At 43.6% G+C, this 12,038-nt stretch carries 15 protein-coding genes and 1 tRNA gene; 13 read left to right on the top strand and 3 right to left on the bottom strand.

All coding sequences use genetic code 11. The annotated features are described in order from the left end of the window. The first annotated feature begins 10 nt into the window (after nt 1-10). The 4 genes from C170_RS23690 to C170_RS23675 all read left to right on the top strand — a co-directional run bounded on the left by C170_RS23690 (nt 11) and on the right by C170_RS23675 (nt 1,379). Nucleotides 11-319, top strand: a complete 309-nt coding sequence (locus tag C170_RS23690) for a hypothetical protein (RefSeq protein ID WP_036614747.1) — start codon at nt 11-13, stop codon at nt 317-319. A 56-nt stretch (nt 320-375) separates the two neighbouring features. Then, complete coding sequence (locus C170_RS23685; protein ID WP_036614744.1) at nt 376-696, top strand: DUF3889 domain-containing protein; 321 nt, start codon at nt 376-378, stop codon at nt 694-696. A 196-nt stretch (nt 697-892) separates the two neighbouring features. Then, entirely contained in the window at nt 893-1,114 is a 222-nt protein-coding gene (locus tag C170_RS23680; RefSeq protein WP_017687387.1) for a hypothetical protein, read from the top strand. Continuing rightward, complete coding sequence (locus tag C170_RS23675) at nt 1,098-1,379, top strand: hypothetical protein (protein WP_036614741.1); 282 nt, start codon at nt 1,098-1,100, stop codon at nt 1,377-1,379. The genes C170_RS23680 and C170_RS23675 overlap by 17 nt, the downstream gene beginning before the upstream one ends. Nucleotides 1,380-1,454: 75 nt before the next feature. Here the strand turns inward: C170_RS23675 and C170_RS23670 are convergent, their stop codons facing one another. Both C170_RS23670 and C170_RS23665 read right to left on the bottom strand, forming a co-directional pair. After that, on the bottom strand, nt 1,455-1,691 hold the full coding sequence (locus C170_RS23670; RefSeq protein ID WP_017687389.1) for a DUF3892 domain-containing protein: 237 nt from the start codon (nt 1,689-1,691) through the stop codon (nt 1,455-1,457). Nucleotides 1,692-1,803: 112 nt separating this feature from the next. Then, a complete protein-coding gene (locus C170_RS23665) occupies nt 1,804-2,247 on the bottom strand; it encodes a GNAT family N-acetyltransferase (RefSeq protein ID WP_036614958.1) in 444 nt (147 codons plus the stop codon). Nucleotides 2,248-2,947: 700 nt separating this feature from the next. Here C170_RS23665 and C170_RS23655 point away from each other — a divergent pair. The 9 genes from C170_RS23655 (at nt 2,948) to C170_RS23615 (ending at nt 10,201) form a co-directional block, all read left to right on the top strand. Further along, a tRNA-Val gene (locus C170_RS23655) sits at nt 2,948-3,019 on the top strand. A gap of 239 nt (nt 3,020-3,258) precedes the next feature. Continuing rightward, entirely contained in the window at nt 3,259-5,469 is a 2,211-nt protein-coding gene (locus C170_RS23650) for a M1 family metallopeptidase (protein ID WP_036614735.1), read from the top strand. Between the two features lie 182 nt (nt 5,470-5,651). Then, nucleotides 5,652-5,924 (top strand): hypothetical protein, encoded by a 273-nt coding sequence (locus tag C170_RS23645; protein WP_036614732.1) that lies wholly within the window; start codon nt 5,652-5,654, stop codon nt 5,922-5,924. Continuing rightward, nucleotides 5,911-6,909, top strand: coding sequence for a hypothetical protein (locus tag C170_RS23640; protein ID WP_036614730.1), 999 nt, complete (start codon nt 5,911-5,913; stop codon nt 6,907-6,909). The genes C170_RS23645 and C170_RS23640 overlap by 14 nt, the downstream gene beginning before the upstream one ends. Nucleotides 6,910-6,911: 2 nt before the next feature. Next, entirely contained in the window at nt 6,912-7,598 is a 687-nt protein-coding gene (locus tag C170_RS23635) for a hypothetical protein (protein ID WP_036614727.1), read from the top strand. 416 nt (nt 7,599-8,014) lie between these two features. Then, on the top strand, nt 8,015-8,434 hold the full coding sequence (locus tag C170_RS23630; RefSeq protein WP_017687397.1) for an organic hydroperoxide resistance protein: 420 nt from the start codon (nt 8,015-8,017) through the stop codon (nt 8,432-8,434). A 142-nt stretch (nt 8,435-8,576) separates the two neighbouring features. After that, a complete protein-coding gene (locus C170_RS23625; RefSeq protein ID WP_036614724.1) occupies nt 8,577-8,756 on the top strand; it encodes a hypothetical protein in 180 nt (59 codons plus the stop codon). Between the two features lie 475 nt (nt 8,757-9,231). Then, nucleotides 9,232-9,786 carry a copper amine oxidase gene (locus C170_RS23620; protein WP_036614723.1) on the top strand — a complete coding sequence of 185 codons (555 nt, stop codon included), beginning with the start codon at nt 9,232-9,234 and terminating at the stop codon, nt 9,784-9,786. A 97-nt stretch (nt 9,787-9,883) separates the two neighbouring features. Continuing rightward, entirely contained in the window at nt 9,884-10,201 is a 318-nt protein-coding gene (locus C170_RS23615) for a DUF1292 domain-containing protein (RefSeq protein WP_036614722.1), read from the top strand. A 207-nt stretch (nt 10,202-10,408) separates the two neighbouring features. On the opposite strand, the gene C170_RS23610 is transcribed toward C170_RS23615, so the two are convergent. Beyond that, nucleotides 10,409-11,884: an aminotransferase class I/II-fold pyridoxal phosphate-dependent enzyme gene (locus C170_RS23610; protein ID WP_036614955.1), complete on the bottom strand. Its 1,476-nt coding sequence runs from the start codon at nt 11,882-11,884 to the stop codon at nt 10,409-10,411. Between the last annotated feature and the right edge of the window lie 154 nt (nt 11,885-12,038).

Here is a 12,038-nt window from a genome sequence, read left to right as displayed (position 1 = left end):
GGAGTAAGAGATGAACAAGCGTTGGATACAAATAGTTGGGATTGTGATGTTTCTAATGATCCAAATGTACATAAGCAGCGAGCCTGCCACAGCATATGTCGTTACGAATGAGGTTCAGGTGGATGAAGAAACACGGCAGTTACTTGAAAAGAAATACGGGTTGGATCGTCCTGAGGAGCCGAAGACACAACAACACTTTTTCTCGGGTGACTGGGGAATGAGTTTTCGGACGGAGCCTCCTGATTCGTTTGACCGGCTTGTTCATGTGGTTCCTTTTTCCCTACGGCCATTGGCCTGGATCTTTCGTTTATTCGTGTAAAATGAAACCCGGACGGGCAATATAACAGAAACATATTGTCCCAAGGAGTGAGTGAAATGAGAATGCTTATCGTTACCGTCATGTCGGTAGTTCTGAGTTTAGCCGGAATTACATCAGGAACAGGTGCCGCTATCCCTGATTATGCGAAGTGGGGAATTATTGCGGTCAAAGAAACACAGACCAAGTATAATGTGGATATTTTGGACTATAAGCATATCGGTCGCACCTCTCTAACAGCAGATCAATCACGGGAACAGTTCAAGCTATGGGTTCGTGCGAAAGACGGCAAACAATTTGCAGTTTATGTGAATGTCGATTTTAATCCATCTACACAGCAATTAAAGAAAGTACAATTTTCGGAATCGGATCGACACTGATCCGCTACTGAACTAGGTCATTACAAGTCACGTAGTTATATGAGCAGCATTATTAGAGAAACCAGACTGCCTTAATCATTAAGGTGAAAGTCTGGTTTTTTTTATTTTACAAAATCCTTTTTTTACTATTGAATAAAGAACTTATGTTCGCATATAATATGAAATACAAACAAACGTTCTTATCGGAGGGATGATTATGCTAGGGAAATATATTGGCCAGATGGTGGAGCTTGTCTACATGGATCGTGCAGGGCAGATTACGCAGCGACAGATTCGAATTAACAGTGTACGTGGTGGGATGATTAGAGCATCAGCGGGAAAAGAAGGCTCACCCCGAACATTTCTGGAGCAAGGTATTCTGGCATGGCGTCCTGTTACCGATCTGAATGGGGAGGTAAAGTATGCTGAACGACTTTGAACGCAAGATTTTGCGTATTATGGTGAACTATGCAGGACAACGGCGCAGGCTGCCGCGTATGGATGAACTGGAGAACAAGACGGGACGAAGCAGAGCATACATTCATGAGTCACTGCAGGAGCTGGAACGAACCGGGCACATCGCGTGGGAGAATCGGTCTACTCTCGAAGGGATACAGATTTTGCAGGCATGGGAACAGGTACAACAGCCGATTCGCAAAAGCCAACCTTCCGGTGATTCCGTAAAATATTTTACGGACTACTAATCATAATAAGAAAACGCCAACCCGGGTAACCGGATCGGCGCTTATTGTGTCACATGTACGACATGTGCATCTATTTTAGAAATGGGGGAGTTGGTCCAGGTTGTTGGTTGGGTCACCGTCGGCATCGCCGCGAATGTACATTTCGCCATCCTTGCCTTTAAATACATTCACACCGGCAATAGCGCCAGCTTTTACTTCTGCAAGTGCCTGCTGATAATCCAGTACGCGTCCTGCTGAAGTCTGAAAAGCTGTCAGGTCACCGTCACCATTTTTCTGTACTGCTGTGAAACTCTCGCGTGTCGTTTGATCCATGATGTCACACTCTCCTTATATGACGAGATAGGAATCTGCTTACCTGATTAGCCTATCCGAAATCATCGGAAGTATGCACCATATGCTGATGAGACCTTCCAACGACGAGGTTTTACAAGCTCTTTCTCATACGAACATGCAGAATATCTGCATCATAAAAAGGTTCTTCCGAAATCACTTCATAACCCAGTTTTTCATAGAATTTCTGTGCCTGACATTGCGCATCCAGTACAGAATAGGATAAGCCGAGTTCACGTGCCAGCTCCTCCATCGCGAGCAGAAGCACACGTCCATAACCAAATGAACGATGAGATTCAAGCACTGCGATCCGCTGCATTTTGGCCGTATCCTTGCTGTAATAGATCAGACGTCCTGTGGCTACAGCTTGGCCATCCGTACTTAACAATACATGATGCACATCCGGACTGATGACATCATATTGATCAATCTCAATCTCGGCAGGCACCTGTTGCTCGATCACAAAAACGTGATGGCGAATTCCCAGGGCTTGCTCCAGTTGTTCTTCTGTCGATACATAACTAATCTCAGCTGCCAATTCCATTCCTTCTTTCTGCTCTTGCGCGACATATCAGACTGAATTATACAAAAAAATGTTTTTCCTGTATAGTGAAGTCTGACACATATTGGGAGAGGAGGGGGTAGTGATGGGCATGACAGGCATCATGGTAATTACATTGCTAATGTCGGCGGGAATGATTACTCTGTTGTATTACGTTACGAAGAAAGCATACTCACGCAAGTGGGATGAAGATGAGTAATTCACCTGTTAACCTTCATGGCAAGACTTCACTGCTTCCTCGCGGAGAATACACATCTTGAATTACAGATTTGGAGTATACGTCCAGCCAAACGGGCAGAGATTCACCATTTTCATTGGGCTGTTGTAATTGTTGGAATTGAACTGTATGTTCATCCCTCTCTAAGCCGCAACCAGTAACGGTTGTAATGAGAATCATAAGCCCAGCAAAGAGAAAGAAGCATTTGGCGAATGTATGTTTATTGGATTTTGACCGTTTTGTTATGTTTCTCATAGAGAATTCACCTCGCTATAGAAATGGTAATCTTTCCTTTATTGTGCACCATTTCGGGTGAATTATAACCAAATAAATCATTGACAATGAACACGGTTACTTGATATGATACTGTTACTTGATTGGGAAACAATTATATATCATGATCTGTTAGCTCAGTTAAATTTAGTAGTACGACCGTGATTGATACATCATAATTATTACAGGGCGATAGCTCAGCGGGAGAGCATTATCTTGACAGGGTAAGGGTCGTGGGTTCGATCCCCACTCGTCCTATATGAAAAATTAAAACAACTTCTTTTGAGAATTATATCTCAAGAGGAGTTGTTTTTTTTATATAATAATATGGCTACCTCCAATAATATGTGTAGGTGGTTTTTGTTGATAATAAATTTAATGGCACAGTTTCTCTTCCTCTTTTTAAACAAAACTTAAATAAAACATAAATTCAGCGTAAGGTTCGTCTTCTATACTTGGTCATGAGGTCAACATAGAACAGGAGAAGGAGAGAACTAATGAATTATTCAAGTCCATTTACATCAAAGTTAGCCAGAGTAGGGATCGCGGGTACACTGGCTTTAATACTGGCAACAAGCCCACTTGCCAACATGGGGGTTGTTGCCGCGGAAGCAGGCCCAGCATCTGTATCTACGAAGATATATAACACACAGAAAGACTCTTTAGAGCAGACCCCGATTCAATACCAGATTCAGGCTCGATTAAATGAGAAGGACATGACGATCCAGGGGAGCGAGAAGGTAACGTATCACAACACAAGCAAGGATACCCTCCAGCAGCTGGTCCTTCATACATATGCTGACGCAAACCTCTCCAAGTCTACACAGGCGAGCATGTACCAACAGCATAATGAAAAGATTAGTGAAGATCATCCGGAGAAGACAGCGGCGGACTTTCTGGGTGGCATCGATATTCAGGCTGTAAGCGCAGATAGCCAATCGTTGGATTTCCATAAGGAAAACCAGGCGTTGACCGTACAGTTGAAGAAGCCCGTACAACCAGGTGAATCGGTATCATTCCAACTGGAGTTTCAGTTGAATATACCCTATGGCTCACAGCGAGTTTCCTACTACAAGGACATGATCAATGGTGCACACTGGTTCCCGGTGATGTCTGTATACGACGAGGTTAAGCATCAATGGAACAAGGCACCGTATAGTCGAACATTTGAGAGCGATTATTACACCTCATCGGACTTTGAAGTTCAATTCAATGTTCCCGATGAGTATCAGGTAGCTATGCCGGGTACGATCACTACTCAAAACAGTACAGAACATGGTCGTAAAGTTGTTTCTGCTGTGGCCGAGAATACAAGGGAGTTTGTTTTCTTTGCAAGTTCTAATCTTCAAGTGGAACGCGCTACTCGTAACGGTCTGACGGTGGAATACTATTATTACAACGATGATCCATACAAGAAAAAGATAGTTGACCGGTACATTAATCAGGCATTCAAGGTCATCGATTTCTATAGTGAGAAATATGGCAAGTATCCCTATCCAGAGTTCCGAATTGTCGAGACGTATGTACAAGGCGTTGCCGTGGAGTATGCGAGGCTCATTCAGATGGGACAGATTCAAAATGGTGCGGTTCCAGAAGAAGACACAACATTTGTTCATGAAATAGCGCATCAGTGGTTCCATGCATTGATCGGTAATAATTCGGAGACAGAATCCTTCCTGGATGAAGGCTTTGCTGATTTCTCCATGGTGTATTTTGCCGAGAAACAGGGAGACAAGCTAAATGGATTCAGATCCATACAGTTTGATACTGCGCCCGTAGATATGGCGATTGCGTCAACAAACGATGAAGCTGGGGATTTGGCAAGTTTGGTATATTATCAGAAGGGGCGACAAGCGATCTATCAGCTTTACCGTTCCGTCGGTGAAGAGAAATTTGACGAGTTGATGAGGACATATTTCAAACGCTACGTGTACCAAAATGCAACGGTAGAGGGGCTGCTTCAAACCATTGAAGATGTGCTTGGTAAAGAAATACGTTCAGAAATGCAGATGGCCCTATATCAGCCTGATTTTGTCTTAAACCCGGAATACCAACTATCACAAGAAGAGACCGCCGCCTATGTGCATGATGTCTTACAAGTGCAATATCAGGCTGTCATGGGTATGGTTCCTAATCTGCCTTATGAAGTGATGAATCGATTGATGTACAAAGCCCTTCAAGGCGAGGAATTAACCATTGTGCTCAGCGATCAGGTAAGTAAGCTTGCAACTAAACAGCAGGAAGATATGGTTAATCAGTTGACCGGATTCCTTGATATGACTGGTGTGAAATACGACGTTATACGGGATCGCAAGGAACTGAAGCAAAAGATGAAAAAAGAGATCGGCAACAGCAACCTTATTGTCATTGGCAATGCCAAGTCAAACGGATTGGTGCAGGCTTTAAAACTTAACATTATTGATCGAACGAAACAGACGGGTTTTACTTGGAAAAATACCATGAATCAACCTCTCGCCGCGGGTGCATATGTTATCAAACATCCCTATAACCAGAATCGATTGATGCTTCATTATTTCTGGAATGACGATCATCTGAGTGATGTGGCATTTGAAGCTTTTAAGCTGAAAATACAGGAGTCTATCGGATTCGCTAACGACTTTTACCAGTACTATGTATTGGATAACCAAGGCAAGGAGAAATCCAATAAAAAAGTTGCGAATCCCATATCTTCACTTTTTGCAGAGTAATAAGGAGTTGGTTTTGCAGTTTTTTCGTTCAAACAGGTTAGCCAATTTGTATTGGTTAGCCTGTTTATGTTTTATATGAGAACCAGTCTTAGAATAATAGGCTGCAAGATGGGCATAATGCTTTAACACAAAGGCAACTTCATGAATATACTTATCGGGAGAAAACAATAGGAGGGATTAATATGAAGGATCAACATTATCCGGGCGTACCAATGAAAGGGACAGTTGCTGATTACAACTGTAAAGGAAATAAAGGAATGAACAATATGAAAGCGTATTCATATAATGCTAGAATTTGTCCTATCATTTGTATTACTCTGGAGCCCGCTGCGAATGAGGGTAATGTTGTTGATTTTTCAATCCTATTAAAGGACACTTCGGATGTTTTATATTCGCGACCGGTACATGGTAATACCCTGCTCACGAAGGAGTTGAGTTCCCATGTCTATGACTGAAAATATTGCTCAGGCAGCACTCGATGCAGCGATGAAGGCAAACAGGGCCGTTGCGCCTTATGATTATTGCGATGCAGAAACCAGACGGATGTACACGCCTCAATTTGATAAAAAAATGGACAATCCTATGTATACCGCTGCAATGGCGGGTCTTCAATCGATCTATTGGTTTCGGGCGATCAAGGTAAAGGGGCTTATCCCTGATGCAAAAGCAGATTATTATGCTACGTATTCTACCAACCATAATCACATCGGAGGAATTGGACTAGCCTACTCGAACAGCCCTACAGGGCCATGGACCAAACACGGACAGGTGTATCTCGATACTGTGGTTGGGAATTCGACGGAAACTCCATTTGTGATCTGGAACGATGAAGAACAATTGTTCTTTATGTATTATCAACAAAACGGACTGGGGATCAATCAATCAACGGCACTTGCGACCTCTGTAGACATGATCAACTGGACAAGAGTGGGTTTGATTTTGGACAAACCTCCCGGGTTCCCAGGTGATGGTCATACCGGATATTTCTCGTGTTTCAGAAATGGTGGCAAATGGATCGGTTTCTCAGTGATGGGCGGTGGGGACTTTGGTCGTAAATGTATCTGGCATTCACATGACGGACGTAGCTGGTTAGCTGATCCAAGACCATTAATGGGTGGGAATGATGCCACTTTAAGTGCAGGAGAAAACATTTCGAGACCCAATGCTGGTGTATTTATGTACAAAGGGAGCATGTGGTGGCTGGGTATGTTATCAGCTTATGCTTCCGGTGGGGTTACGACGGTAGCTCGGCCTGCCATTGCCAAGATCAGTGCAGACTTTCGTCAACTGCTGGACAAACCTACAGATATATATTTTCCGGCATTGGATTGGGAAACGACCAACATGCAGTCCTTGATGGTGTCCGTTATGGACGGTGTAGTGTACGTGTATTACAATACCGATCATAATATCGGTGTAGCCTATTCGGTGGGGGTGTAGAGATGGTTATACGTGATGCAGCGGGTCAGATTGTGCCCTTTGGAAAGGTTCACAAACAGCTTGTGGCTGATTTTCTTTACGGAACGTTACCGGATTGGGTGGAGGTGGTGGGCACCCCTACGTTTGAGCCTTTGCCCGACAGAGGGACCATTACTGTTACAACTCCGACAACGGCAGGAGCCACGGCAGAGTTAAAAATGAAACATCTGATTGACAGCTCGAAAGTAACAGCAATTGCAATCACTTTGGAAGCGCTACAATTAAACGGGAACATTGGAATCTCAGTTCAGGTTGGCATTAAATCGAAGGATAGCAAGGCCGGAATCACTTTTTTTCAAAACGTAAATCAGAAATATGGTATGGTCCGTGCCTATAAAGCAGATGGAACGTACACGGATTTTAATCAAAACATGGTGTTCTTCACCACACATGGCGTAGCAGGAGATGAAGCACAGAACCGTAAGAATCTCACTGTGTTGCTCTGTACCGGATTACAGTTCTCAGCTGGGTTCGAGAGACCGTCGGTATGGCTTGGTGCGGATGATCAATATGGTGGTGTTGCTGCTGACCTTAGAGGTGGGTTGTTCCAACATGGAGAACTGCAATGTCTTTTGAAGCTGACTACAAGTAAGGCCGAGGCCAAGTATTTCAAATGTGCACAGATGAAAGTGGATATCTGGAGTAATTAATCAAACTGGGAAGACATCTGAAGATGAACAAGGTGCATGATTTGAATTGGAATGACTATGAGAATAAATAGATTATCTGTATGGATCGGTAAAAAGATATACGTGCAGTAATTTGGTACCTAAACACGGACGCTTTGAAAATGAAGTGCAGTGTTTGGGTACCATTTTTATTTAGAGAATGAAGTCAGGCCAAGTTTGGTGGATACAGCGAACAACTCAGAAAGTGCACTGACTTTAGGCTTGGGCTTGTCCGGGGTTAGAAAAGAATTATTCTCCAAACGTGTTTTAAACTATATTATTTTTTATATTAACTATTTACATACACAATTTAATTGTGTACAATGTAATTGTTAGCGATACAAGAGAGATCAAAATTTAGTCAAAATAAATCTAATCAACTAAAGGAGTTTTCACAAATGAAAACATTATATGAAACAACAGTAATCAATACAGGCGGACGTCAAGGCATCGTACAATCCCCAGATAACGTGTTTATGTTGGATGTTGCTGCACCACCTGAACTCGGAGGACAAGTGACGACAGCTACCAATCCGGAGCAGTTGTTTGCAGCAGGGTATAGTGCTTGTTTTAACTCCGCACTGGAGTTTCAATTGAAGAAACACAAAGTTGAGATTGAAAGAAGTACGGTAGCTGCAACCGTAATGTTGGTGACGGACTCTGAGGATAACGGCGTGAAGCTTCAAGTAGATTTGGAAGTTAAAATCCTTGGTCTGGATGAAGAAACAGCACAGAAGTTTGTGAAACTTGCCCATGACTACTGCCCATATTCCAAAGGAATCAAAGGGAACGTGAATGTTAACGTGGAACTCGCGTAATCACTGATACTATTTGTTGATAAGAAGCCTCCGAGAAATCGGAGGTTTTTTGGTGTTTTATGCATAAAAATCAATTTCACACTCAATTGTGGGTTATAATGGTAGTGAGTTTACACAAAACTGCTGAAAGGGGAATGTACTTATGATGGATTTTAGCAAACCACCCCATGGCTCTGAGACCGATACCCACCGTCAGCGTCATCAGGAGAATGAACAGAAATACCTGTCCGGAGGCAAGGGTATTTGGTATGAAATCAGCAACTGGCTCATTCTCGGAGGTATCCTCCTTGTCATATTTTTATTATTTAAATACGTTTTCTAAATAGACACACAACCGGGCGAATCCCCATATGATGCATTACATCAGTAAGCACTTGGGGAAATGGGGAATCCGGGATGGCAAAGGCAAAAGGTAAGAAAGCTCCCGCATTAAAGAGTGATAAAATACGTGTATCCATGAAGTTGGTCACATCGGATGTATGCGAGAGATGTAAGACACCATGTACACGAGGTATAAATTACGCTGCACGTATGAGAATTGAAGGGGCTTTAGGCAAGGGCGTTCCCTGTATATTGACCCGCCATACTTCTTCATAAACTCTTCGTATAATCCCGTATATATAACAATTATAGATCAGGGGCATCCTTTAATGAGGATCGCCTCTTTTTGTGCATTCCAAGGGGTGGAAAAAATTCTGGATAAAAAATGAAAAATGATGAAAAACAGCGCAACTTTGTGGATGAATCTGCAGTATAAATGTACAACAGCTAGCAGCAGGGGAGGGAATATTGACGGGATGAAATGGAAACGAATATTGCTTTGTGTCACGGTATTCTCCTTGCTCGGCGGGTCTTTATTGTTTGCAGATTCGGTGAACGAGAAGATTCGTGTTCTCATTAACGGCAAGGAAGCAGCTGATGGAGGTTATCTCATTGATGGAACGACCTATGTACCTGTCAGGGAAGCCGGAGGCGTCGTCAAATGGGACAGCAGTAACAAGAGAGTAACGGTGATCAAACCGAATGTACATATTTTTCTCTTCAAGGGAGACACTGTATTTGGCAACGTTAACGTAGGTAAGCTGAAATTCAATGTATTTTCACAAGTGGACAGTCTGACAGCAGATGTAGCTGCGGTGAAAGTAACGATTACCAATCCAAGCGGTCAGGTGAAGGATATCCAGTCACAGGAGCTTACGACCCAGAAGGATAACTTCTGGTTCCGCACATATGATTTTACGTATGATTTCAGTCGTGCCGGCAAGTATCAGGTCGGCTTTCATATTAAAGAAAATGCAAACAGCAGCTATGTCCTGGTAGCGGAGAAAATCATTACAGCGCTGAACGATTGAAGCGGAAATAACCCTGTGAGTTAAATTGACCTGTGTCATTGAACATGTTACGATATGCAAGGTTACACAATTTCTATTTATAAAGCGAGGTATTTCAATGAGCGATCACACACATGAACACGGCGATGGCTGCGGATGCGGGCAAGACCACGACCACGACCACGAGCATGAAGAAGTCCTTCTCACATTAACAGACGAGAACGGCCAAGACGTGGAGATGGTTTTGGTGGAGACGTTTGACGTGGAGAAGCATGTTTATGCGCTCCTGCTGGAACGTAACAATCCTGAAGCTGACGGCATCATCCTGCGTATGGAAGAAGAAGACGAGGAAATGGTGCTCTACAATATTGAAGACGAAGAAGAGTGGAACCGCGTTGAAGCGGCTTACAACGAACTCGTTGCATCACAAGAATAGTCATTCTTTTGGAACATAACATGAAGGCTCCTTGATCTCAGGGGGCCTTTTGTTTGTTTTTTAAGAGGTATACGAGCATTTACACCACTTGTTTGAACGACGAAATAGACGGGAAAATGCAAACTCGCTTGTCCCATAAAATAAAAACGGACCAAGCTAGGGCTTGGTCCTTTAAGTTTATCCCCTGCACAGCGCAAGGAGGTTGTTCTAGAAAATAGCATCGGCTTCCACGATCACTTTAACGTTGGTTACGCTGCGATCTTCGGGTCCTTTGACGGGTAATCCAACTTCGACATGATCGATGATGTAGTCGATATTTTCCTGGGTGATAACCTCACCCGGTAACAGGATCGGAATTCCTGGCGGATAGACATAGATGAATTCCGAGATAATACGTCCTGCGGATTCCTTAAACGGAATCACTTCGGTATCACCGTAGAATGCATCACGTGGAGTCAGCATCAACTGTGGAATATCCGGAACTTTTACGACCAGTTCATGGGCCGGGTTCACTTGATAATAGGTACGGGAGAGATCCTGCAAAGCGTTCAGCAAGATATCCACACTATTATCCGTATCTCCTGGCGTAATGAGACACAGAATATTGTACATATCACTAAGTTCGACCTCAATGTTGTAATGTTCACGCAGCCAGTTCTCTGTCTCATACCCTGTAATACCCAGATGGCGAACATGGATCGTTACCTTGGTTGGATCATAGTTGAAGGTCGCTTCTGTACCCAGCAGCTCTCTACCGAAGCAATACAGGCCATCCATATCGTTAATCGAACGTCTGGCAAACTCAGCTAGTTCAATCGCCTTCTGTGCAATCTCACGACCGTGGAGTGCCAGGTTACGTCTTGATGTATCGAGTGAAGCAAGCAAAATGTATGAAGTTGATGTTGAGGTGAGCAGACTCAGGATCGTCTGTACACGCTGTGGATTTACGAACCCATTCTTGGTATTCAGGTTGAGTATGGAACTCTGTGTCATGGAGCCACCAAGCTTGTGAACACTGGTTGCAGCCATATCGGCACCTGCTGCCATCGCAGACAGTGGCAGATCCTCATGGAAATGAATGAGTACGCCATGGGCTTCATCAACAAGCACAGGGACTTGATAACTGTGTGCCAGCTCAACAATCTCTTTCAGATCGGTAACCACGCCGTAATAAGTCGGGTTAATTACAAGCAATGCCTTGGCATCCGGATGACGCTCCAGTGCGCGACGGATAGACTGTGTGGTCACTCCGTGGTCAATGCCCAGATTGGGATCTTGTGAAGGAGAAACAAATACGGGTTTGGCGCCTGAGAAAATAATCGCGGACAGAACCGATTTATGCACATTACGGGGCACAATAATTTTGTCACCCGGTGAGCATACAGACAGAATCATGGTCATAATGGCACTGCTTGTGCCTTGTACACTAAAATAGGTATAATCGGCTCCGAAGGCATCTGCTGCCAAAATCTGTGCTTCCTGAATGACACCGGTTGGCTGATGCAGGTCATCCAACGGTGCGATGTTAATCAAATCTATGGAGAAGGCATTATCGCCAATAAATTCACGGAATTCGGTATCCGCTCCCAATCCTTTTTTATGGCCCGGAATATGAAACTGTACCGGATTGAGTGCCGCATGATTTTTTAAAGCGGTAAACAGCGGCGTACGGTGGTGATTCATCAGTGCTGTCACAACCCTTCCTAATAAAATTGGTAAACAAAGATGAGTATAGCAAATTAAGAACCGAATGCAACAGTATAAATCGACAATTTTTTAAATTGCCGAGATTTGCGCACATTCCCCACGGTTACACTAAGGATAGGGAATAGGCAAA

This window comes from Paenibacillus sp. FSL H7-689 (assembly GCF_000517905.1).
Taxonomy (GTDB): domain Bacteria; phylum Bacillota; class Bacilli; order Paenibacillales; family Paenibacillaceae; genus Paenibacillus; species Paenibacillus amylolyticus.
Note: the sequence above shows the minus strand (reverse complement) of the source record. Positions and strands in the feature narration are given on the sequence as shown.